Consider the following 25,567-nt stretch of genomic DNA (forward strand, 5'->3'; position numbering starts at 1 on the left):
CTAATTAGAACTTATCCTTTTCATATTTTTTAATATTTCATAGAAAATAATCCGTCTAAATCGGCTGTTTCGCCCCGGCGTTGATAATAGAAATTTCGGCGGAAAGACATTATAAGCGATTTTTTCTGCGAAACCATTTGCTTTAAGCTTGCTTAAAACCACATCAGGAATATCAGCACCAACCAGTTCTCTGGCAAATCGAAACCCCTGTCCTGCAGCAAATCCTTGAAAACTCTTAAGCGAAAAATCGACAACCCAGTCCCAGTCAATCTTATCGTTATCAATTTTAACGATCTGTCTGATATCAACAAGCCGAACCAGACGGTCAAGTTTATGTTCCCATGAGAAATGCAGACATGATGAAAGAAGCAAATGATTCACTGACAAACTTTGTATTGGAAAACCATCTAATTCAATGGTTTCTGTTTCTTCCCAAAAATTTGTCGACTGGTACATTTTTAGACAGATAGCCGGGTATGCATCCCAGTGCAATTCGACGGTTACCCGGCCATCCGTAAAAGGCCACTCACCCCTTTTATTCCAATAATCTTTCTCACCTTCAAAACAAAACCCGAGATTATAAAGTATTTTTTCTGCAGTTTTCAGGTCTTCACGTCTAACGATTATATCAACATCCCTGAAATATCTCAAAAATGTTCCCGGGTAATATTTTAAAGCCAGTCCCGGACCACGAAGCAGAATAGCCGATATTCCGTTTTTCTCCAGTTTACTTAATATTTTTTTGGCTGTGGATTGCATTTGAATAGAATGAGCAACAGCCTCGGTTATTTTCGATTTGTAATCAATCGTTATATCCTGCAGAATATCTTCATTCAGACCGGAAAGCCATTTCAGTAAAATGATTTCAATTCGATGGTACTTCATCCATGAGAAAAATTCTGGTGAAGTTGCTTGATCAAAAAAACGTTCTAACGTTTCCTTGTCAACCTTAACATTATCAAGAGCATGCCTTAGCATGGTCTGCAATAAGAATTGTTTTTCGGCAACGGATAAATGATATGCTTTTTTTAAAGTAAAGCTTCTCTTTTTTCTACCGAGTTTTTCACTGTTATCCGTCTTTAAAAGTGATGCAGATGGATTTCCAAAACTTCCGGTTGCTGCTTTATCCGCCATCCATCTGCCCAAATAATCCGGATCAAATCCGGTTACCAGTTCATATGGAATTGTCTGATCCAGAAGGCGCCAAACGCATTCAATTCTTTTTTCCGCTATTGATTCACTACGAGCAAAGGTATTGCTTTTTAATAATGGGTTTAACATAGCGCTGCCGGTAACAGGTACAAGCTTCGGCCCGTTTTTTCCAATTTTAACAATAATAATTGCTGAAGCACGCACAAAATCAATTACACGGCTTGGCCTAAATATTTCTCTGGGATCAACCGGTATTTTTGCTTCCCTGCTCTGTTTTAAGAGTTTTTTCAGGAAAGATAATTCAGGAAAAAATTCGATGGTTTTTTTTGAAACATTCATTTTCTCTCGAATGGATTCAAAAATAATACCATTGCCTGTCGGAGATGCCACCACAAGGTCATCGGATATTAGGCTAAAACCTTCTCTTGCCATGGAAAAGGCGGTGGTGGTTTTTCCACCTCCACTGTCGGCCAAAAGTAATATCCCATCCCGTTCGGGAGTTCCAACGCAACCTGCATGCATGAGTAATTTTCCCTTTTTCAGCAACAGTTCACCAATAACGGGAATAAGCACTGATTGGAAAATAAGGGGTGTCGATATTTTCGTCAGTTTCTGGCAACACATTTCAATATTTATAAAAGGCGGATAGCATACAGCGTAAGATGAGCTCTCCTTTCCTTTGGCCAGCAATGCAAATTTTCCATCCGGTCGGGATAAAAACATAGGATCATCACCTGCGCTTATTTCCTGAAATTTACGACTGATGAATAAGGGCATTTCTTTAAAAAAAGAATTATCTTCTAAAATTTTCCCCCTTAGCGTAACATCAATATCTATAGATTCAATTCGGCTCAAACTAAAAGCTTTGTCTATAGCTTTTTCAAGTACTTCAGGCATATCCTGCATATGGATTTTCAACCCAGCCAGCTCGTATGCGTTTATTTTCTCGTGCATCTATTTTTTCCCGATTTAATAATTAAATCGTTTTTTCTTCCGGTCTTGCCTGTTGCGGGGGAAGGCGGTTTAATGAATTTATTGCATGAGCCAGACACCCCCCTGAACACTGCCCTCTGCGAAGAAAATCACACCTTATGCATTCCGGCATACATCCCAGCGCCCGATATGGCTTTATCAGATCCTTGTAAAATCTTACCGCATCGTTTCGATTTTGAAAATAATCCAATTGAGATACCAACACCTCGGAAAGCGGAAAACAATGCCAGATATCTAACTCCTTTCCTATATCTAAAATCGGATTGCAATTCATAACAAATCCCTCACTACACTTCATTAGAATACCGATTTCTTCTTCATCGAACATACACAAAGTAAGTCCGCAATCAAATCCGACAAGTATATCTTCTTTTATACACTCTTTTACCATTTGAATAATCGCCTTACCGGTTTCCCTATATTCAGACGGTTTAAGAAATTCATTCTCCTTTCCAACAATAGGTTGTGCAATTCCGATCCTTATCCGTTTTTTTAATTTATATCTTTTTATATAATCGATAAGATAATTGTATTCAAACTGAGGAGAGGTTAGCGTTATTCCTACTTGAACGACTTTGCCCAACCGGTGCAAAGCATAGTTTCTCATTGCTATCTTTCGATCTGAATCATTCGCTTGCGGGGATACATTGCAGAGCATTGAAATTTTATTGTCAGGAATTCTCCTTAAAAAATCGGCAATTTCTTTTTTCATTATTCCGTTTGTAAAAACATGAACAGAAAAGCCCTCATCCAAAGCCTCTTCAACAATCTCAATAAATTCAGGGTGCAAAGTCGGTTCGCCACCAAGTAACCGCAGTTGACGTTCGCCTGAATTCATCATGAATTTCATTACCTTACGGATATTCTCCCGTGACATATTGGAAGACTGTTTCCCACGTTCCTTTTGCCCCACTCTCGACTGGGCAAAACAAAATGAACATCTTCGATTGCAACGGTCGGTTATTAGCAGATTCGCCATTTCATACTCCCTTAATTAATTCTTTTTAATCAGTGATTATTAATTTAGATTCTTTACCAAACTTGTAATCCTTCATTCTCCCCGTCCTCTTCCTGATAACATGGAGGCATACACGATTCTTTGCTGATAAGGCCCAGTTCGTTAAAATGCCTGATTATTTCATCTGCATCTTCAATTGAACCAATCGAACGCCTTACAATTATTTCCGGCATTTTAAGCCAGGATCTGGAAGTCATGACATTTTTAAAAATATCTGTCATCTCATTTATCCATTCTTTTTTATTTATGAGTTTTTCTGAAGGAATCGTAATCATTGTAATATTAATATTAACAAGTTCCTCAATCATTTTTCTAAATTCACTAACAGCTATTCCTTTTGGGATAACCACAACTTCAATGAATGGATGCACCATGGCTTTACCTTTTAAATCAAATGAACGGCTTAGATCTTTCAGTACGTTCAGCGCCTGAGATGCTTTGTCCATATTCATATCTGGCGGAGTATTTAAATGTTCGTTTGAAAATTTTACAAAAGTCTTAAAATGCCATATACCTCGACTTATTAAAAGCTTATTAAAATCCGGTTCGGTCAGCGTTTCCAGCGGCGTTATTAGATTCACCCGCACAGCTCCTGCAAGCTGCAATTGTCCTGCCATCTGAATAAGCTTTTCCTTTTGAATTTTATTGCCCATTTTTATATCTACATCACAGCCACTAACCATATTTAAGTCCAGCATCGTACCGTTTTTTGCTCCTGAGGCCTCAAAGGCATGACATCCGGGGCACTGCAACGAACAGTTTCCCTTCAGCTGAACCGTATATTTTTTTAAACTACTTCTTTGAACATTTGAAATCCAGGGGAATTTATTATAAATACCTATATTTGAAAGATTGTATCGTTTCTCAAGAGCTTTTGATGCTGCTTGAATAATCTTCAGATTTCCCTGCGATATCCATTTCGTCTCATAAACTGTATAGGGTGGATCATGATCAAACTGATAACCGTATTCATCTGCTTTTTCTCTAAGTTCCGTTCCGTTCAGAAGACATAACTCATTTAAAAATATACGAGTTGGTTTTTCATTTATCACGAAACGGATTCCCCGCAAATAAGTTGCCATGGTCTCATATGGAAGACCGCAAATAAGATAAAGATTAAACGAATCACATTTTTTTCTAAGCCGTTCTATTCCATAACGAAATTTATCAGGTGCATATCTACGATGGATCGCTTTAAGTGCGGAAGGATTAACGGTCTGCAACCCGATATCGATTATAGAACAGGCACTCAGGCACTCGGCAACTTCATCTGTTATACTTTCCGCATAGGCTTCCACTGAAAAATGTATTTTAACTTTGTCACAGGAAAGCCTCTTTATAAAATCTGTCAACTCTTTCAGGTGTTCCGGCCTGTTATGACAAAGAATGGGATCCATAATATGAAAATATGCCGCACCACGCTGTGCCATATATTCAATTTCCCTTATCAGCCTTTTAACTGATGCTGTTCGAACTCGATCTTTTTTTGCCCCTTCGAAGCAAAAGCTGCATCTGAAAGGACAGCAACGGCTCCCTTCCAGTAATATTCCCAGTTTCTGTTTATCATTTACCGGCACCAGTCCTGATGTAATTGGTGAAGGAATATCATCCAAGGACTCAATAAGTTGTGCAGTTCCTGTATACTTTATTTTGCCATTATCACGGTAATGAAGGCCGGAAACATCGGCTGGATTTTGAAGCTTTTTGGTGGATGGAACCCAGTTTTCAAGAAATTGCATGAATGGGATTTCACCTTCTCCATCAATAATATAATCAATTTCAGGGACCATCTCGAGATAGTCTATAACCGAGCGTGTGACTTCCTGTCCTCCTGTGACAATTGCTGTTTGTGGAAGACGTTTTTTAAGCAGTGCTGCAAGCTTAAAGCATGTGTTCCTGTTCCATATATTGACAGTTAATCCTATTATATCGGGCATTAAACTGCAAACAGTCTGTGATAACTCATTTAAATTTTCATCAATATAAACTTCGATAAATCGTATATCAAATTTTTCGCTTATTTTTTCATCTGTACATCCCAGCAATGAAAGTATCCTTACGGGCAGAGAATAATATCCGGGCACATTAAGTGCAATCAAAAGCACTCGTGTTTTGTGACTGTCAAATGTTTTTGGATCTGATTTTAAAGACAATTCAAGGTGTGTCATGCTTATTTTCAGTTTTTTTTCTCTTTAGTAATTCCCGGCTGATTTTATCGAATTTATCATCCAGCTTCTTTTTCCAGTTTTCTTCCAGTTTCTTAGATTTTTCTTTAACTTCACAGGTCAGTTTTTTTAAATCAACCTGTCTTTGAATTTTGACATAGCCCTGACACAGGTTGTGAGAGGCGTTGTCATCCACTACCGACATGAATGCTGCTATCTGACTTAAGTTAAAAATTCTTCTTCTTCTTGAAATGGGTCGGATAAATGAAATGCCCTCATAATCAATTAATAAAAAATGAAAGCGAGAATGATCTGATATCCGTACAAGAAAATTCCCTGCATTTAGATCGTTACAGTAAATTCGCTTTTTCTGTAAGAATGCAATAAACTCACCCAGAGAGTTGCTTAACTTTTTTAGATCACCTCTGCTCAAAGGACCACATAAATCTTTATTCTCCCCGTCGTATAATCCTTTCTCCTTTTTTCTTCGAAGAATTTGATCGCCGGTATTTGATTTTCCTGCAACATACCTCACCATCAGATCCCGAACAGAAATAGCATCTTTAATCCATTTTGATGCAAACAAAGATCTTCTTGGGAAACCAGCAATCCCCATATCATTATATGCTCCAACCGGGTCAGGAACATCAACTCCATGTGATATAAGTTTCCGAGAAACCCTGTAATCCCGAAACCCGCCTTTTTTTAATCCTGCAAAATTATAAAAGCGCTTCCATTTATTTGGGAACAGATAGATTTTCACAAATAAGTCATTTCCACCACTGATTTCATTGGGAACTTTTAATATTACTTTTTCTTCATCCTTCCTAATAACAGTGCATCCGCTATAATTATTAATTATTTTTGAAAATATCTTTTTCACTCTTTACGCCTGTTTATGTATGAATCCGGCATGCCTTAAAGCTCCGGTTAGCTGAATGTGACTTTTCAAAAGGTTAAAATTTTACTCTTCCTAAATCTTCATTATATACTTTGTCAGGATTGCATTCTAAAGCTTCTCCATTTTTAAGTAAGATAGAGCGATCACTATGCCTAAGAACGCTTTTTCTGTGGGAAACATTGATAATAATAAGGCTTTCAGCTAATTGATCCACGTAAGTTAATATTTCTTCTTCTATTTTAGAATCCAATTCACTTGTTGCTTCATCAAGGATAAGCAGAGAAATGGGTCGTATCAAAGCCCGAGCCAACGCGATTCTTTTTCTTTCTCCTCCAGAAAGAAGACTTCCTCTTTCTCCTACCATAGCGTGAATACCACCAGGTAACCTCTCAAATATTTCATCACAGCCGGCCAGCCGTGCGACCTCAATAATCCGGTTTTGGTCTGCTTCTTGATAACCGTATCTGATATTTTCTTCGATGCTTGCATGGAAAAGAAAAGGTTCTTGTGTAACCACCCCAACCTGCTTCCTCCAGGAATACGGGTCTAATGCTGTTAAATCTATACCATCGATCAGAATTTTTCCTGAAGAACATTGATAAAAACCAAGGATTAACTCAACAAGTGTTGTTTTTCCAACACCGCTTGGACCAAATATTGCGATTCTTTCACCCTTTTTTGCTTTAAATGAAATATTACTAAAAATGGAATTTTTTCCGTCATATGAAAATGTGATGTCCTGCAGTTCGATGGACTGTGCTGCAACATCAATTTTTTTCAAGTTAGACGTTGTTTCCTCTAAATCACCGCATAACCACTTAATCCTTTGCATAGCCGCCACTGATCTTTGTATGGAAACCATTGAATTTGAAAATGTTTTTACAGGAGACCTTAAAGAAAATGCTGCGGTAAGGCACCCGACAATTGCTGCCGGAGTTGTTTGCCCAAGTTTTAACTGAAAGTATGCAATAATGGCCATTACCGTAATCGCCAGTACATTTAAGATTTCACTGGTCGGTCCAACAAATGATTTAAGAAGCACCGTATGTTTTCTATATTTTATAAGTTTTCTTCCCAGTTCGACAATTTTTTCTTTTTGCTGCTTTTCAAGCCCGAATGATTTAACCTGTTTAACATTTGTGAGTGACTCAATCATTACACCCAGCATATTGCCCTCATGCTGCAGATAACTCCATTCGGCTTTCCGTGCCCTGTTCCCGGAAAATGTAACAAAAAAACTCAAAAGCGGTATCGAACCAATGGCAAGCAACGAGAGTATCGGATTAAAGTAAAGCATTGCACCCACTAAACACAATATACTTGCCGGAGTCTGCCAGAGAACATAAAAAAGCTCAACCACACCGCCTGCTGTAACCTGTGTGTCATTACTGATCATACTGCCTAACTTACCAGTATGTTTGTGCATATGAAATTCCAGTGGCCGTTTTTGAATGCGCTCATAAATTTCATTTCGCATGTCGTTTGTCATTCGGACATAAAGCATTGTTAAGATATATTTATTAAACATCGCCAGCCCGCTTCTAACGAAAACAGAACCGAATCCGATTGCCATCCATATAATAATTTGAGAAATCGATGCGTTCTCACCAAATAATTTTGTTACACGATTAAATGCCCATGGAAGGACTGTACCAAGAGCCGCAAGCGGAATGGAAGCTAAAAAAGCCCAGATAAGATGTTTAATATACGGTTTTGTGTATTCATATAGAAATTTGAGGTATTGACGATTTACCGCTGTAAATTTTCCGTTTTTGTGGGAGGTATCCGAATCGGTTTCGTTCATTGCAAAGCGGGAAATCTGTGGCATTACATATCCTCCGATTATTAACGGTTACAATCTGTAGCTTAGACAAGCACCGACGCAACGCCCACCTTTCCATAAAGGGCAATCATAGCATTCTTCAAGAAGCGGTTTTTTCATCAGTTTTATGATTTGAGTTTTAAACATCCCCGCCGCATCTTTAAGATTTTTGAATTGAGAAATGTCTTTCCTGGAATTTAAGCTCACTCCCAAACACGGCACAAAAGAACCGTCAGGATAAACAATCATATTATTTGAAAAATTTAGCAGATGGACGGAACAATTAACACACATTGACCCATTTGAAAAAAATTTTTTAGCCGTTGCAGCGGGGAGTTTACATGGGAAAAAAGGTTTTGCCAGCACTGTTGCCATGCTCTTTTTTTCCCCTTCGATTACGAAAGAAGATAATAGATCTCCAAATTTTCTCAGGTTTTCTGTCTCAACGTACTGGTTATGCCTGCCCGCATTGGGCATAGGTATTGCTGCACGAATTTCCCTAATATTTGCTTCTGCAGCAACATTAAAATATGGCAAAATGTTTTCATCAGGACTGTCAAAGTTACAACGCATTGCCACATAAGCCCCTTCTTTAACTAACAAATAAGCATTTTTAATATATGTTTGCAGCATTTCAGTTGAAACAAGAACTTGAGGCGTCAAATGCATGGTAATACAAAGGGGCCTTGATCTTATAATTGCTTCCACAGCTTTACGGGAACATAAACCGTTAGTCGCAAGGTAAACTTTAAAACCTCTTTTGGATATCAGTTCTAATAATTCGGAAAAATGACTGTAGATTGTGGGTTCTCCCCCCGTAAAACCGATTCGTTTAACACCGCATTTTTCCGCCCAATCGAGTATCTTCAACGCTTTATTAAGAGCAAGTTCGTTTCTCTGATTGACCTCAACACCTGCTGAAACACAATAACTACATGTTAACTGGCATGCCATAGTAGGTGAAATAGACAACTGCTTTGGGAATTGCCTGTTGCGTAGGGAATTAACCTTCTTTTTAAAAGATTTTTCAAACTCCGACATGTTATACTGTTTTAATCTTTTAATAAAAAGGCGTTCAGCGCCTTGAAATGTAACCATTTGATCAAGATAAAAATCAGCTCTTTTTTTATCTAAATTTTTAACTTTTTGTATACAAAGATCGACAAAATCTCCGTCTTTACCCCAGCCGTCACATAACCCCTTTAACCAGTCAGGAATTTTTGTATTATTTGTAATTTGAACCGGAGAATCATCCGACCATCTTTCCATAAGAGAAGCCATCGGCACAAGGCCAAAAAGAGCCTCTCTTGCAGCATCAACAATATTTAAAGATGGGTCTGCCAATAAATCTATTAATTCGGTAACCGCTCCCTTCCCGCCTGTTTTTTTTAATTGCCGAATTTTTAAATTTTTAACCAGATTATCTATATCATATATAGATCTATGCATATTAAGCTGTGTTTATTTACCAGACTTTAAATTTGAACGTAGAAATAAAAATTCCATCCCAAAGTCAGTAAAGTTAACTAGAACTCTGGGATGGAATCATATTGCTTCACGAAATAAGAAATGAACTTGAACAACTTCTAACACATCTGCGAAATGGCGTCCGTTTTTTATTTTTCTTATGGTTTAATAAAAAATTTTTGCTCTTCCTCTTTATAGGTAAAAGTTAGCAAGGCCACCTCCAACCGTAATGCTTAATAATAATAATAATAATAAGTTACGGTGCTTACTGATTCAAGCGGATCATGCTTGGTAAACACAGGAGTTAAGTACGGCTTTTTTTCGTTGTCCTTTACTTCTATTTCTAATTTCTTATTGTTTTCTTTCATACACATACTCCTCCTTTATGGTTATACGGTTTTGTGAAGCAAACGCTGTTCAATCATACTGGAAATAAAATCCTCAATCTCCCTGTCAGCCTTTTCGTGCGAAACATCATATTCGTCAATAATTTTAACTTTTATTTCTTCAACACTTTTTTCATCCGTTATGGCCTTCCAGATACATTGAGCGACATCATTTAAGGTAAAATATTCCCCGGATTTCAAATTTAAAATAACAATTTCGTCATTGACGTTTCTCCATGCAATATTTTCTGTGGTTTTGAATTTTGTATCGTTGGATATTTCCACCTCAAGCAATCCTTTCTTTCAGCCTTCAACTTAAATCTCAATGCAAGATCTGTTTTATTTATTTAAAACCAATATAAATGTCAACTTTTAATTTCTATCTACCTAAAACAATATGGTATAAAAGCCGATTCGCGTACATTCTAACATAAACCTAATCAGTTGCCATACTGGATAAATCCGAATAAGGCATATATCTTTTCATTTTTTAAGCAAATTTATAATGGGCTTTATTGATTTTTTTCTTTTTATTTCTTCATTATCTAAAACTTTTCTGTCAAACTCAGGACCGATCCAGTAATTTACCGCTCTATCTTTATTAAACCCCATATTGTGAGGGTAAAGCTGAATTGAGTTTGGCTTCTCCTGAAAAGGTTGTCCGAAAAGTGTTAACCAGGAGTGTGCCTTCATATTTTCAGGCGAGCTTAATGAGCGACCTCCAATGTTCATTACAACCGGAACTCCCCTTTTTCTTAAGATAGTTGCAAGTCCATAGGATCTGTAAAAACATAGATGATCCATTTTTATAAGAATAATACTTAGAATAGAGTCGAACCATTTTACTATTTTATTACTCATTTTATCGTTAATTTTTGTATGGGTAGATACAGGAGGAAGAGAAATAGCACCCTCAATTTTGGATCTCCTAGTTTTTACAGCTTTCATCAGTACATAAATTATTTCTATTGTTATAGAAATCCGCCACATCGAGACTATTCCTGATAAATCATAATGTTCATTATTAAAAAGGAATCTTTTATCAATTCTTAACGGGCTGTTGCCCAAATCCAAATATGGTAAAATTTAGCAATTTAGTCAAGAACTGCATTAAATAAATCCTGGCTTGCTTTTGACGACTTTCATCAGCTATTGCAATGGTGATTGCTTTTTTGTGGACATCCATACCAATAAATTTTACAGTGTTCATGGCCTGCCTCCTTGGTTGTGGCTCTGAGTTAAGGGTTATTAAATGCCTTACATAACCCACGTTTGTAAAGAAGGCAGGCTTTTTTTCAAGGCATCCAGCAGAAAATTATCATGGACGAGAATGGGCCCTGAAAATTGCTCGTCGGAGCCCATGATCATTTTTTGCGGTTTACAGGCTTTTCATGTCGTAAGTGTCAATCATTATGTCTAATAAGTTAAGTTCTTACTATGTCGCGATATTGTCGCAAAATGCCACAAAATCACTTTTGGGCAACAACCCGTTAATTTTTATCCGCAGTCAATAACCACCCTTAAAGGGGTGGTTATTGACTGCGAGGTTTACAGTAAATTATTACAGTTATTAATGCGATTATGTTTAATGCTGTCCAAAATAATTAAAAATTATCCTTTTTAAACCTAAGCACCTGATTATACAAGGTGTCATCTATAAATGGACATTCAGGTTGTTCTATCCTGAAAATGCTGTCCAAATAAAAACCGATTTTGGACAAGAGTGATACGCAATAATGAAAATAAGTATTGTCTTTCCAGTTTTTAATGAACAACTACTCCTTAGATATAACATTCTTAAGGTTTTTAATTTTTGCAAAGATCAATTAAGTGAGAATTGGCAAATTATTATTTCAGACAATGGTTCAAACGACAAAACTACGGAGATTGGAAAGGATTTAGAACGCAAATATCAAAAAATTAGATATATAAGAGTAAAAACGCAAGGCAAGGGAGAAGGCGTTATTTCTGCATGGCAAATTTTTCCCGCAGATATTTACATTTTCATGGATATCGACCTCGCAACAGATCTATCAGCTTTGCATGACCTAATTAATGAAATAAAAAAAGGCAATGACATTGTCGTTGGCTCTCGGTTTATTACAGGCGCAAAAGTCAGTCGTTCGTTGTTTAGAAAAATACTTTCTTATGCTTTAAAGCTCGTCCTCAAGGTTCTCTTGCACCCACCAGTTCAAGACATGCCTTGCGGTTTTAAGGCAGTCAATCAAAAGGTAATTAATGATATTGTTCCTAAAATACAAAATAAAACTTGGTTTTTCGATACAGAAATGTTAATTTTAGCTCAAAAAGCTGGATTAAAAATAAAAGATATTCCAATTATCTGGAACGAAGACACTAACAATAAAAGACAAAGCAAAGTTGGTATTTTTAAAGTTATCAAAGAATACATAAAAAATATCTATTTGATGGTTACGCAAAAGCAAGAATAACTTAACCAATGAATGAAGCTCCCCGCCGAAAGCGGACGGGGTATAAAAAGTCTTAATTAATATTAGCCTTTTTACTTGTTTTTTTCCTTTTTGATGCCTGTAGTTTTCTTTCCTCTAAACGTCGACAATTACTCGATCAATCACGGGCAGGTCTATTCCAAAGAGAATCGCTTTGTAAACTTCCTGCTCATAAAGCGCTAGCATGTCCATTTCATAGAGATCTATTGTAAGGGGGAAAATGCCAAAGGCAAAACACTCAACCTCATCACCCCTGTTTAAGCTGATCCAACCGTCCGCAATATGTTGAAAATTAATCTATAAGAAAAAATGAAATATCTGTATTTTTACCCAACCTACTCTAATACATATATCTTGTAAATCTTTACTGTTTGACACACAAGTCTCCCTCCTCTACAAATATATTTCTAAAAAAGAAAGGAAATCCTTAATATTTAGCATATGCTTTTAAAAGTAAATTTTCAAAAACTTATCAAAATTACCGCTGATATTATCATGCTGCTCTGCGTAGTAGCCATGGCTATTTCTCTTTCAGGTGGCTTCCAAATTGAAATATTCGGTTTTATCCATTTATCTATTCATAAGTTCCTGCAACCGCTTAGTATACTTTTTGCGGTGTTTTTTCTTCGTCTCTGGATAACTTCGCCATCGGGACTGGGAATTGTTGGAAAGCTTGATTTCTGGTTAGAACGTGCCGGACAGTTCGTTTGTTTCGTATCATTCTCGGATAGAGGTCAACCCAGAAAATATGTGTATCTCTTTTTCAAATGGACAGGACTTCGTATTCCCGATACAGACCTGCAATGGAACGGTTCGCGTTTTTCTGCGGTGGTTACAATTCTCATGATTTTTATTCTGACGGGGATGCCGACTTATCGTTTTTTAAATTGTGGTAGCGCAGATGACCTTACTGTCTTTGTGGATGCAATGAACAGCGCAATAAAGGGAGGATTGTTTGAGAACTGTGCACATTTTCACCAGTTTAATACCATAGACGAAATAATATCCTCAAACCACCCGAAACTATCTTCCTTTGCTGCTCATTTCCGTCCGATTCTTTTTCTTTTAATACCTTTTTATTGGCTGGCTCCGCATGCCATTACTCTATTCCTAGTTCAGGCCATAATCATAGCTGGGAGTATCCGGCCTTTCTATAATCTGGCGAATGCATTTTTACAAAGAAAAGACTGGGCCTTTGCTATTACAACCTGTTATTGCCTCTACCCCTCAATTATATCAACATCCAATTCTTTTTTCCCAGGTACGTTCTCTATAACTTTTTTGATGTGGGCTTTCTGGCTTCTCTGGCAGAAACGCTACTTATTGATGGCCCTGTGTCTTTTTTTGACTTTGTCATGCAAAGAAGTAATGGCTTTGCCGGTTATATCATTCGGCGCATATGTTTTCTTTTTCAATCGTAAACGGATAATTGGAACCACCATAATCGTGGCAAGCTTGTTTTGGCTTTTCGCAAGTATTAATTTGATTATCCCATCGTTTATGCCAGCCGGCTCATACGCGTGGACAGGTCTTTATAAGAACTTCGGTTCATCATTACCACAAATTATTCAAACTATACTTCTTCACCCGTATAAACTCATCCCTTATATATTTTCTTTAACAACCTGGAAGTATTTATTTCGTCTGCTTTTTCCTGTCGCTTTTTTACCTGCTCGTGCCTGGCGTATTTGGCTTCTGGCTCTTCCAGTACTTGCACAGAATATCTTAGCTGGAGATCCGGGAATGATTAGATATCGGCACTCTGCAGGCTTATGGTCTGCATCGATTGTTCCTTTTACCTTTATTGCTGTTCTATGGGCTTTACGTTTTATGAAGAAAAATCACAATGAACTTTTTCTTAAACGTGTTCTAGCTGTTGTAGTGATCACTTCTCTTCTTTCGTTGGGAAACGCTTCCGTGAGAAATTGGAAAAATCAAAGCGAAATAAACCAAATTTTGTATTTTCATAAAATAGCACCTCACGGCGCCGTTGTTTCAACAAATATCGGAATGTTCTGGTGTCATCTGACAAAAAAATACGACCTGCGCATATTCCCGAACAGCTGGGATAATTCCGATTATGTAGTTGTGAAACATAAAGATTCTCGGTTTAGAGGTAAAAACTATGCACCTGATAAAAATTTTGCTTATCTGGTAAGACTCAAAAATGACAGAAGGTTTTCAAAAATTTGGAACGAATATAATAAGAATTTACGAACTACGTATATTATTTATAAGCGTAAAACCGGGGTTCCATAGTAGTATCCCGAGGATATAGAAGAAATAACCTTTAAGGCGTTTCCGAGATTTAGTTGACTACGTTTAATAATTGCCCTCCCGATAGAAATAATTCAATAAATTTAACAATTCTCCCTATGTTCGCCTCTATAAATAACTGCTCTCATCCCGGTAGTGAGTGCATAATTGATTTTCGGACAGACCAATCGCTTTTACATGATCTTCCAATTTTTTATATTTTAAGGAAATGAGTCCTAACCCATCTTTGTATCGTTTAAGGTAAAAATCGGATAAAATGCCATTCTTCAGCAAACCTAATGAATATAATGCCTTTAAAATTAATCAGTTAACGAAAATGGGGGTGATATATATTCAAAGTAGTACCATAAAATGACCACAAGGGATTGACCTAGACAAAACTCTTTGAAATATATAAAAGTATGTATATTCGAAGAACAACTATCAATCGCCATAAAGATGGTGAGCCGTATTACACATTTCCTGCCCAAAACAATCATGGCCTGATCTTGCCAGGCGTATCGGTAAAATCATAAGTGGTTAAAAGCAGTCGTTTCCGCCGCATTCTGATTTGAAAGCCCTGGCTCAGCATTATGCTGCTTTAATTATTCAGTCCAAAAATAAGGCAGATGGAATTAGTGACGACAACACTCCTTCACCGGATTATCGTAATGTAGATATAAATACATTAGAATTTATGCAGCCGCGAAGTATGGGAATCGAGCATTTTGCTTATGAAGTCCTGCAGCAGTTGCAACTGGACATAAAATTGCAGGAATTGGGGTTGAATAAGCCCAGCTAAAAGCTGCAATAGTAACGGTGATTGGCCGTATGATAAAACACAGCAGAAAGCTTTCTAACTTTATGAGCATCAACGTTTTATATTTCAATTTAAGGAAACCAATTACGTTTGAAGCATTAAAAAAAGAGTATCAGGCCATCTGTTTATAACATTGCCGGTATATGATTTAATCCATACAATAAGATGGCAATTTAAAATGGAAAATATCCACTCAAGCTGGCCTGATTTGATAAAACAGTTAAAAGGCCAAGATAGAATAACTGTATCAATCAACTGCCAAGATGGCGAGACAGTACATATCAGAAAGCACACGTCCCGAACCAAGACAGCAGGTTATTTATAATGCATTAGGTTTGTCTCATTATCCAGGCAGGACAATTAAAAAGGTGGTATCTGTATAAAAAGTAATATTTGTAGTGCCATACAGCATGGGTTTAAAGAGACATCTTGTTGATTTTACTATATTTAGCTAATTGAACCTACAAAGATGGGTTAACGCCTTCATTGTTTTATCGACCATTGCGTAATTATTTTCTGACCTCGCTATAGCATATTCATATAAGAATTATTCCCTCCGCCTTCAGTTTTTTTATTGCTTTTCGCCCGATCATTTCAATGTGTTGATTATGATGCTGAAAAATTGAGATATCAATTAAGCCTAATATAAAACATAAATTCGTGTCATAATATATACTATATAGTACTTAGCGCTTTTTTATACACCTGCTGATCGCCATCTGAGATGATTTTGCATTTCATAAAATTCGGACAAAGTAAAAAAACGCAATAATTGCTTAAATTTTACTGTTGGTTCTTCAGCAATATAGAGTAGGTTCTTATTTCGGCGAAGATAAGTAAATATATTGCTCATCTCAAATACATTTGCTGCATAAGCCTTATACATCAAGTTTATATCTCTAGGAAAAGTATTTTTAAAAACCTTTAGACGTTCTTCCTGTCCAAGCTTAAATAGATAGTTTACATAGGCAAGTGTAAAATGAATCATTCGCGTAAGATGCTTATCACGTGCCCACGCAGCAAGCCAATCGAAGTCAATATTATCTTGCGCCATAAATAGACCCATATCGACGAGCGAAAGTATAACATAAAGATCGTGATGAATGAAGGCGTGTAATATTAAACCAAGGAATTCGTTATCATCGGAAAGGCCAAACAAGTCCCCTTCAGACGTTTCGATTTTCTTTCTCGATTCAAGCAAATTATCCGTATCTAACTTGAAGCGATAACGTTTTGCGGTTAGGAAGGACCAATGAATTTCGAACTTTATATCGTCAATACGATACAAATTCTGTGTTCGACATCGCCTGTAAGGCTCAAGTCCGCTGGTTTTTAAAATTTTTAATGATCTTTCAATATCGGCAGGTCGAATCAAAATGTCAACATCACGCATAGGGCGCATGTCAGGACTATAATAAATAGTATTGGCCAGTACCATTCCCCGCATGCTTAACGATGGAATATCGGCTTCTTCCAGTATCGAAAATATCCGGGTGGCTGCTCTAAGCGCTTTAACCTGAGTAAACAATATGCGCATCTTCAGTTTCTGCCAGTTTGCTATTATGTCGGCAGGAACATCTTTCTGATAAAACACATAATCAAATATTGAAACAAGATTCTGATTTATGGCATAATTGTTTATCCTTTTCCAGTTGACTTTTTCATTAACTTTTATTTTTTTTGGATCACCTTTAATGAAAGATTTCAAAATATTTCGAATAAGCTGGATTTCAACATCATGCCTCTGGTCCCGGTGTTCCATAAGCTGTCTTTTTTTTGGTCTATAATACATTGTAATACGACCCCGCTTAAAAATGAATACCTTTGGAATCTGAAAGAATTTTATCATTATTTGAAGGAATAAAATTTTGAAAATTATATTAATACAGCTCATTTTATTTGGGCAACAAATTTTTAAAATATTCTATTTCCAATTGCCTTTGACAAACTGCCATGTTTTAAAATATGATCTGTTTATAAACCACCTATTGTCTCTGCAAACATTAATATAATTGGAGATTGCAAAGATTGAAAAAATTGCTAACCATTATTTCAGTGATACTGTTTTTGATTTTTTCTTTTTTAATAAGTTTTTTTTTGGACCTTTCACAATATGCAAAAAAAACGTCAGGTCCTTCCTCTTTCAAAAAGGTGGTGATTATCCAGCCTGGGCATGGACTTAATGCTGCTGCTGATAAATTATTTAAAGCCGGTATTATCAAGAATCGACTGAAGTTCAAATTATTTGCCATCATTAAAGGATATGACAAAAACATACAAGCAGGAGAATATCTTCTTGCAGAATCCATGCCTCCTGCCATGATTCTGGAAATTCTGGTGAATGGAAAAGTAAATCTGCATAAAATAACGGTTGTTGAAGGTTATAATCTGCAGCAGATTGCAGATATTGTCGCCAAAGCGGGATTTGCCTCCCGAATCGATTTTTATACAGCCGCAACGAACGCCTCGTTTGCAGCTGAAAAAGGTATAGATGCCGACACGTTCGAAGGTTACCTTTTTCCTGAAACCTATTATTTCCCAAAAGTGATTACCCCAAAAAAAATGATTTCCACCATGGTTGACCGGTTTAGGTCGGTATTCAACGCTAAATGGAAAAAGCGGGCTGAAGACATCGGATTTTCGATTCATCAGGTGGTCACCCTGGCCTCCATTATTGAAAAAGAGACCGGAGCGCCTTTTGAGAGGCCCTTAATATCTTCTGTATTCCATAATCGTTTGAAAAAAGGAATGCGCCTTGAAGCCGATCCCACCGTCATTTACGGTTTAAAGAATTTTAACGGTAACCTGACCAGAAAACACCTGACCACATGGTCGCCCTATAATACTTACAAAATAAAAGGGCTTCCCATAGGACCGATTGCCTGCCCCGGAGCCAGCTCCATAGAGGCCGCGCTTTATCCTGCCGATACCGGTTTTATCTTTTTTGTCTCAAAAAGGGATACCACTCATAAGTTTACCACCAATCTCAAAGATCACAACAGGGCCATAAGGAAATATCAACTGCGAAGGTAATCGCTAACAGATTATTCTTGACTATTTATCTGATTTTATGGTATTTTTTAATAAAATGCCAAACGATTTTTAAGGAGAATACTGCGATGGGAACAGACAACCTAATATTTTTAGAAAATATTGAATGGTTTGACGACACCGGCAAAGAGCTTGTTCACCGCATACCTGAAAAAGGCTCAGGGGAAATAAAGTACGGCGCCCAGCTGACAGTCAGGGATAGTCAGGCCGGAATCTTCTTCTACAAAGGAAAAGCCGTGGAAGCTTTTGGACCGGGCAGACATACCTTGGAAACCCTCAATATTCCCATCTTAACCAAAATCGCCAGCATTCCCTGGGGAATGAGCAGCCCCTTAAGGGCCGAAGTATATTTTGTAAATATGAAGGTATTTACCAACCTCAAATGGGGCACCAGAGACCCGGTGGCATTCAAGGACTCCGAGCTCGGTCTGATTCGTCTGAGGGCCTTTGGTGTGTTTAACCTTCAGGTTGTCCAGCCGGTCCTGTTTATTAACCGGCTGGTGGGAACCCAGGGCATGTACACCACCGAAGAAATTGAAGAATATTTAAATCGTGTCATTGTCTCCCGATTCAATGATTTCATGGGGGAAACCATTGACTCCATCCTTAATCTTCCTGAGAAATATGACCAGCTGTCTGATGCGCTTGCCAAACGACTGAAGAAGGACTTCAGTCATTTCGGTCTCGGTCTGACGCATATATATATGAACGCCATTACTCCCCCTCCCGAAGTACAGCAGGCCATTGACGACCGCAGCCGCATGGGTGTTTTTAAAGACATGAATAAACTCATGCAGATGAAAGCAGCCATGGCCATGGAAAAAGCCTCGACAGCCGATGGCGCATCAGGCAGTGGTATGGGCATGGGCATGGGTTTGATGATGCCGGCCATGTTTGCCCAGTACTTTGCATCGGCTAAACCTGCCGATAAACAAGCAGGAAACAGCAAGGTATTTACCTGCCCGGAATGTAAAAAGCCAATTCCGACAGATTCAAAGTTCTGCCCCTCTTGCGGGCATCAGCAGCTTGTTTTCACCCGGTGTGCAAATTGCGGAAAAAATTTGACCCCCAATGCCAAATTCTGTTCACGTTGCGGTCATCCAGTAGAAGAGAGCGCTGTATCAAAATCTTGTAAACAATGCGGTGCCGAGAATCTTCCTGAATCGACTTACTGCGTCGAGTGCGGTGAAAAGCTCTAATTTTCTCATAGACTACCAGTGCCCCCAGTGCGGGGCTCCGGCTGTTCTTGATGAGACAGACCGCCTTTTTTTCTGCGACTACTGCCGGGTAAAATCTTACCTGATCACCAAAGATTATTTTCGCTACACATTGCCCAGCAAAGCCCCGGAAAATAAAAAGCTCATCTATTTCCCTTACTGGCGTTTTAAAGGGATGCTTTTTTCCTGTGTTTCAGACGGTGTCCGGGAAAATTTTATAGATGTCAGCCACCAGGCGGTCCATTCTCCCTTGTTCCCCATCTCCGTTGGATTTCGCAGCCAGGCGCTGAAGCTGAAGTTCGTCACGCCTGATACTGAAGGCACCTTTCTTGAACCTGATCAGCCATTTAAAAAAGCCATAAATGTATTTGAGCAGCGATTTCAAGGATCTCTGCCGAAACCTTTGTTTCATCAGGCACATATCGGTGAAAGTCTCAGCCTGATATATTCTCCCTTTTATGTAAACAGCAGGGTGTACGATGCCGTATTAAATGAACCGATTTCCTCTGCATTACCCGATGATTTTGATGTATCGCGTTTTTCCATTCAACACCCGGTCTGGAAAATGGGCTTCCTTCCCACCCTGTGTCCTGACTGCGGATGGGATATGGAGGGTCGACGGGATTCGGTGGTACTCATTTGCAGAAACTGTAATTCGTTATGGCAGCCGGATGAAACGGGGTTTAAAAAATTTAAATTCGCACATATTCCGCAACAACAAAAAGATACGATCTATCTTCCCTTCTGGCGTATCAGGGCGGATGTAACTGGAATAAAACTGAAATCGTACCAAGATATGGTAAAAATGGCCAACCTTACCAAATTTGTCAAACAAAACCATGATAAGAAATTCAGCTTCTGGTCCCCGGCATTCAAGGTTCGGCCCCAGACTTTCCTGCCCCTTGCTCAGAAAATGACACTCTTCCAGCCCCAGGAAGAGCTGATAGACCAACTGCCCCACTCCGAGCTTTACCCTGTGACCCTGCCGCTTGCAGAGGCGCTGGAAACCCTGAAAATAAACCTGGCCGGTTTTATAAAACCGAGAAGAAAGCTGCTGCCCAAGCTGTCTGAGATTAAAATACGTCCAAGAAGTTTTCTGCTGGTTTATGTTCCATTTATAGAAAAAACCCATGAACTCATCGGGCTTGCAGCTAATTTTGCCATCAGCAAAAACCAGTTAAAAATGGCCGGTAACCTGTAATCACTAACTTCCCAAGGTTTTAGGCTGAAGGCTGAAGCATTTCAATCATCTCACAATATTGAATCAACTCACTTCTGCCTCTTTGTCTTCTACCTTTGTGCCTTTCACTTCAGCCTTGTTTCTCTTCGACCCAATCCTCGCCCCATTCTTCCACAGCCACTGATTCTTTGGCCAGGACATCCAGTTTAACAGCCTGTACCTTGCGGTAGACATCCTGGAAGTTTCTGCTCTCTTGGTTCACCGTTAACAGATCGTTTTCGATTGAGATACCGAAAAGCCTTTCATTCTCTTTCAAATAGGGAAGAATCAGGTCCCAGTCCGCCTGGGTTAAATCGACATACTCACCCCCGTTTAACTGCTCATCCACCAGTTTTCGGTGGGGATCTCGCAAATAAATAGCGCCGCCTGTGGCCAGCGAAAATAGATTGGAGCCCGGATACGGGGTCGGCTGGTCGATGATACGACCCTCTTGATCAAAATCGATTCCGTTTACAATAACAAAGCCGCCGCCATTTAGCGCATCACCGGCCATAAAAGATTCCGCAAGGTAATCCAGGCAGGTGCCATTGATTACCACGCGTGGATGACCGACGGCATTGATAAGCGGACGCCCGGCAGCATTTCCCATCACATATACTTCTCCTCCTTTTGCCCCATACATGAATGTCTGGCCCACATCTCCGTAAATCACCAGTTTCCCTCGTTTCATGATCTGGCCCAGCTGATCCTGTGCGTTGCCGTGAACATGGATTTCCAGCCCGTCAATGCCGGATGCCAGGTAGTCGCCGGAGCTGTCATATACATCTATTCTTACACCGTCGGATTCATTTGCCAGACCACACCCGCAAAACCGTTGCCCCTTGTATCCATAGCAGATAAACTGTCTCCACCCCGCTTGATATGCAGCAACAATAAGCCGTGAATCGCAATCTTCCCCTTCCGGCGGAAAATCTCTGGCATTTATAACCAGTATTTTTTCCCTGTCCTGTGGGGCACGCAACGTGTCTCTGTTTCCCCAGTATAGGTGTCGATAGCGACTCGAACTGTTTTGGTTTAAATCGGGTATGGAACCAAAAATCGCTGTTAAGCTGTCTTTTATAATATGCAGTATGGAACTGCGCTTCTTATTTCCGGCGGGAAAACGGCGGTCATTTAAATATGTCAACACCTCGATGGCTTTTGTCCTGGCTGTGTCACTGTTCTCCGACTGTTGAATAAGTTCCCGGCAAAAATGGTTGAAAGAGGCAAAATCCCAGTTCTGCATATTTTCGATGCAATAGCTCTGCAAAGATGAAATGGCGGCATTTCCTATTTTTTCTGTTATCAACATGGAGATTTCCGCGCCGTCCGGTGCAACCGTTAACTCATCATCCGGCCTGTAATGGTGTTGATCCGGCACTGTGTTTATAACTTCACCAAACTTGTTGGTACAGACAAGCTGTTTTGTGCCATCTCCTTTTTCCGAATCTTTTAGGGTGAAGAGGAAGGAACCACCGTCTGACGCGCTTCCACCACGGGCGTTCCAGTATTTATCGGCCACCGGGCAAAAACGGCTGTCTTCTTCAGCCAGGCTTTTTAAGGTGGCATCCACTGCCTGTTTTTCCGAGCATATCAGGCCGATCTGCACTTCGCCTTCCTGCAAGGCAAAAACCTGTGGTCTTAGCATAGATGTATCGGTTATGCCGATGAGCTGAAATATTTTTTCATACGGATTATTCCGGGCAATGATAAAGAACCATGGTCCGTCCGGAGACGCATGGATGTGAGCCGACTGTATATAACGATAAATTTGTTTTTTATCAGCCGGCAGACGATCAAAGTCATATTCAGTCGTCGGAGCCAAAGCTTCGATAATATATTCTGTGGGGTAACCAAAAACCCGGCTAAACAGGTCTATTGCCAGTACGGAGACTTCGGTATCGGTGAGAAACTGTGGTAAAATATTATACTGTTGCAGGTATTCGCACACCGCATGGTAATTGGCAAAATCTCCGTTGTGGACCAGAGCTTCATTCAGGCCCGTAAATGGGTGAGCGCCGCCGGGATGCCACACGCGACCCTTGGTGGGATAACGCTGGTGCGCAATCCAGCCATGTGCCTTAAAGTCATCCAGAAGATAATATTGTACCACCTTTTCTGCGTAACCCACTATTTTTAAAATCATCAAATTGCGCCCATGGGACAGGACAAATGCGTGCTGTTCTCCCTGGGATGCGTAAAATTGATGGTTCAGCCGCATGGAGTTTTGATAGATAAATTCATCCTCAGCCTTGCCCGCTGCTAAATTCTGCAGCTGGTTTTGTTCGATAAACCGATCCAGCACATCCTTTTTTACCCGAACAAAATACCGCCACACATCCGGCGGTTTTACTTCAAGCCCTTCAATTTCGCGGTAATCATCTATGGTGGGAATCTTTTGTGCCTGGTGGACTTCCATAAAGGGCTCGATGTTGGCCGCATCCACCTGAGAAATTGATTCAGGATTTAAAAACGCAATCTGAAGCATATAATGGGTATCGAGCACTTCCTGGGTGACCTTTAAATCTTCGGCACAAAGACCGACCGCAGCGATTCCTCCCCCTTTGCCGTTTCCCCGGTTGTGCATCTGTACTGAAGGTTCGTAGATGTGGCGCCCTCTAACAGGAATGGAAGAGATAAATCCGGTGACACCGCATCCTCCTTCTTCCGCCGGTTTTTCACCAGGGAAGTTTTTATGCGGTATTTTTCCCCTGGATGATACTAGTCTATCAATGATATGGTTATGATCAAAGTTCATTATGTTCCCGTATTCCTGTCACATATAATTTTTTAATCAAATTCAACATGGCCAACGTATTTTGAACCGCAGAATATCGAATAAGGAATGTCGAATTTCGAAGTGTTTTTTTACTTCTGCGGTTCGATATTCATTGTTCGATATTCGATATTCATGAGCCTATCCCTCTTTACAGCTCAAATAATGACCCTCGCCTGTGGAGCCGGCTGATAATTCGCCCTTTCTTTTTCTTCTAAATAATCGAGGTGAACCAGCAAATCCCAGCGACCGACAAGCTCCTTTACACTCTTTAAACCCAACTGTCTCAGCAGTTCGCACCACTGTTTACGCCACGCCATATACATGTTGACGATTCGCTGTTCGGCGTACTCTTCGGTAATCATTTGTCCAAGCTCGGTATCTGTGGTTGCAATTCCTCTGGCACAGCCCCGGCCGCTTTCACAATTCCCGCATCTTACGCATTCAAGGGCCACCAGCTCAGCAGTGCCGATCACTGCTCCATCAGCTCCCAGTGCAATGGCTTTGGCAACATCCATTGCATTGCGAATGCCCCCACTGGCAATTAAGCAGACTTCATCCCGAACACCTTCATCTTTTAAAAATTGATGCACCTTGGGAATCGCATATTCGATCGGCATGGCGATGTTTTTCTTGGCAATGTCCGGTGCGGCTCCCGTACCACCGTAACTTCCGTCCATATGAACAATATGCGCACCCGCAAAGTAGCTGCCCACCGCCACCATATCAATGTCATTGGGTGTGGAAACCTTCACCGAAATCAGCGCATCAGGATTGATCTCTTTGATCCAGTCAATATGTTTCTTATGATCCTCCACGGAATAAACGCTGTGAAAGGGAAATGGTGAAAAAAGCGAATTTCCCGGCACCGTCTCTCTCATGGCAGCTACCTCGGGGGTAACCTTGTCACCCAGAAGATGACCGCCCAGACCAGGCTTGGCTCCCTGGGCATATTTAAACTCAACCACCGGTGCATATAGAATCGTTTCTTCCCTCACACCGAACAGTCCGGTGGCCACCTGTGTAATGACAAAATCAGCATAAGGTACAAATTCCTGTGGATAGCCTCCTTCACCTGTACAGGTCAGTGTGTTCAACCGCTTGGCCGCTCTTGCCCTGCCGGTTAAAGCGGACAATGCCATGGAACCGTATGACATGCCCCCGCTGTATATTGGAAGTGAAAGTGTCCTTTCGGGTTTCCCGTCATTTCTTTTATTTAAGTCAAGGCTTGTATCCATCTCTTCATCACTGATATCAAGATAGTCTTTTGCATCAGGCTTTTTGAATCTGATTTTATCAAAGCCTCCACCTGAGTATCCCAGATTGTATTCCAGGTCTCCCACCGGCAGTTCTCCGGTTTCCGCCATCTCCCAGTGCGCAATCAACATCTCGGCAGTCCAGCGATAATCACCCAGGGTTTCAAGGATCGGATTCAGTCTAAGTGTCAGCGCCTGCTGTGGGCATCTTTCCACACAAAAGAAATCATTTTCCCGACATTTAAATCCGATACACTTATGCTCCTTCGGCCGCAGGGGTTTGGTAAAATTATCATGCCTGATATGAACGCCGTAAGGACAGAGCTCAGCGCAAAGGCCGCAGGAAATACAATTTGAATTTCTTCTTATGGTATATTTACCTATGGTATTGCGAAACCTGGAAGGGCTCTCCACTATTTCAGGCAGACTATTAGTATCTTTTTTACGACTCATTTAATTATCCCAATCCTGTCACTTTTCTTTCACCGAATACCGGGCCAAAACTTTTCTCCTCTAGATCTTCAAACCACATGGAGCGGCCAATTTCGCCCCTCAGCCTTCTGACCTCCCTGATACCCATGGCGCCCATTAATTCGATCA

Annotated in this window: 18 protein-coding genes; 6 read left to right on the forward strand and 12 right to left on the reverse strand. The window is 39.8% G+C overall.

Annotated elements, in window-relative coordinates:
• From SWH54_18140 to SWH54_18180, 9 genes are all read right to left on the reverse strand, one after another.
• A complete protein-coding gene (locus tag SWH54_18140; protein MDY6793192.1) occupies positions 1-2,106 on the reverse strand; it encodes a nucleotidyltransferase family protein in 2,106 nt (701 codons plus the stop codon).
• A gap of 22 nt (positions 2,107-2,128) precedes the next feature.
• Positions 2,129-3,124 carry a radical SAM protein gene (locus tag SWH54_18145; protein ID MDY6793193.1) on the reverse strand — a complete coding sequence of 332 codons (996 nt, stop codon included), beginning with the start codon at positions 3,122-3,124 and terminating at the stop codon, positions 2,129-2,131.
• Between the two features lie 53 nt (positions 3,125-3,177).
• Positions 3,178-5,331, reverse strand: a complete 2,154-nt coding sequence (locus SWH54_18150; GenBank protein MDY6793194.1) for a DUF4080 domain-containing protein — start codon at positions 5,329-5,331, stop codon at positions 3,178-3,180.
• The gene (locus SWH54_18155) at positions 5,318-6,211 is read right to left on the reverse strand and encodes a hypothetical protein (protein MDY6793195.1); all 894 of its coding nucleotides are present in this window, start codon (positions 6,209-6,211) and stop codon (positions 5,318-5,320) included. Before SWH54_18155 ends, SWH54_18150 begins: the two co-directional genes overlap by 14 nt.
• Positions 6,212-6,284: 73 nt before the next feature.
• Positions 6,285-8,057: an ABC transporter ATP-binding protein gene (locus SWH54_18160; GenBank protein ID MDY6793196.1), complete on the reverse strand. Its 1,773-nt coding sequence runs from the start codon at positions 8,055-8,057 to the stop codon at positions 6,285-6,287.
• 24 nt (positions 8,058-8,081) lie between these two features.
• Positions 8,082-9,500, reverse strand: coding sequence for a radical SAM protein (locus SWH54_18165; GenBank protein MDY6793197.1), 1,419 nt, complete (start codon positions 9,498-9,500; stop codon positions 8,082-8,084).
• A 407-nt stretch (positions 9,501-9,907) separates the two neighbouring features.
• On the reverse strand, positions 9,908-10,189 hold the full coding sequence (locus SWH54_18170) for a PqqD family protein (GenBank protein MDY6793198.1): 282 nt from the start codon (positions 10,187-10,189) through the stop codon (positions 9,908-9,910).
• 198 nt (positions 10,190-10,387) lie between these two features.
• Positions 10,388-10,894 (reverse strand): lasso peptide biosynthesis protein, encoded by a 507-nt coding sequence (locus SWH54_18175; GenBank protein MDY6793199.1) that lies wholly within the window; start codon positions 10,892-10,894, stop codon positions 10,388-10,390.
• A gap of 52 nt (positions 10,895-10,946) precedes the next feature.
• A complete protein-coding gene (locus tag SWH54_18180; GenBank protein ID MDY6793200.1) occupies positions 10,947-11,114 on the reverse strand; it encodes a hypothetical protein in 168 nt (55 codons plus the stop codon).
• Positions 11,115-11,640: 526 nt separating this feature from the next.
• Here SWH54_18180 and SWH54_18185 point away from each other — a divergent pair.
• The 3 genes from SWH54_18185 to SWH54_18195 all read left to right on the forward strand — a co-directional run bounded on the left by SWH54_18185 (position 11,641) and on the right by SWH54_18195 (position 15,430).
• Positions 11,641-12,354: a glycosyltransferase gene (locus tag SWH54_18185; GenBank protein MDY6793201.1), complete on the forward strand. Its 714-nt coding sequence runs from the start codon at positions 11,641-11,643 to the stop codon at positions 12,352-12,354.
• Between the two features lie 459 nt (positions 12,355-12,813).
• Positions 12,814-14,631: a DUF2079 domain-containing protein gene (locus SWH54_18190; protein MDY6793202.1), complete on the forward strand. Its 1,818-nt coding sequence runs from the start codon at positions 12,814-12,816 to the stop codon at positions 14,629-14,631.
• 568 nt (positions 14,632-15,199) lie between these two features.
• Positions 15,200-15,430 carry a hypothetical protein gene (locus tag SWH54_18195; GenBank protein MDY6793203.1) on the forward strand — a complete coding sequence of 77 codons (231 nt, stop codon included), beginning with the start codon at positions 15,200-15,202 and terminating at the stop codon, positions 15,428-15,430.
• Between the two features lie 715 nt (positions 15,431-16,145).
• On the opposite strand, the gene SWH54_18200 is transcribed toward SWH54_18195, so the two are convergent.
• A complete protein-coding gene (locus SWH54_18200; GenBank protein ID MDY6793204.1) occupies positions 16,146-17,210 on the reverse strand; it encodes a nucleotidyltransferase family protein in 1,065 nt (354 codons plus the stop codon).
• A gap of 266 nt (positions 17,211-17,476) precedes the next feature.
• Between SWH54_18200 and mltG the strand changes: the two genes are divergently transcribed.
• The 3 genes from mltG (at position 17,477) to SWH54_18215 (ending at position 20,917) form a co-directional block, all read left to right on the forward strand.
• The gene (gene mltG, locus SWH54_18205) at positions 17,477-18,481 is read left to right on the forward strand and encodes an endolytic transglycosylase MltG (protein MDY6793205.1); all 1,005 of its coding nucleotides are present in this window, start codon (positions 17,477-17,479) and stop codon (positions 18,479-18,481) included.
• Positions 18,482-18,567: 86 nt separating this feature from the next.
• Positions 18,568-19,698 carry an SPFH domain-containing protein gene (locus SWH54_18210; GenBank protein MDY6793206.1) on the forward strand — a complete coding sequence of 377 codons (1,131 nt, stop codon included), beginning with the start codon at positions 18,568-18,570 and terminating at the stop codon, positions 19,696-19,698.
• Positions 19,685-20,917: a hypothetical protein gene (locus SWH54_18215; protein MDY6793207.1), complete on the forward strand. Its 1,233-nt coding sequence runs from the start codon at positions 19,685-19,687 to the stop codon at positions 20,915-20,917. Before SWH54_18210 ends, SWH54_18215 begins: the two co-directional genes overlap by 14 nt.
• 109 nt (positions 20,918-21,026) lie before the next feature.
• Here the strand turns inward: SWH54_18215 and SWH54_18220 are convergent, their stop codons facing one another.
• On the reverse strand, positions 21,027-23,693 hold the full coding sequence (locus tag SWH54_18220) for a glutamate synthase (protein MDY6793208.1): 2,667 nt from the start codon (positions 23,691-23,693) through the stop codon (positions 21,027-21,029).
• A gap of 176 nt (positions 23,694-23,869) precedes the next feature.
• The gene (locus SWH54_18225; GenBank protein ID MDY6793209.1) at positions 23,870-25,420 is read right to left on the reverse strand and encodes a glutamate synthase-related protein; all 1,551 of its coding nucleotides are present in this window, start codon (positions 25,418-25,420) and stop codon (positions 23,870-23,872) included.
• Positions 25,421-25,567: the final 147 nt, after the last annotated feature.

The sequence above is a fragment of the Thermodesulfobacteriota bacterium genome, assembly GCA_034189135.1.
Lineage (GTDB): Bacteria > Desulfobacterota > Desulfobacteria > Desulfobacterales > JAUWMJ01 > JAUWMJ01.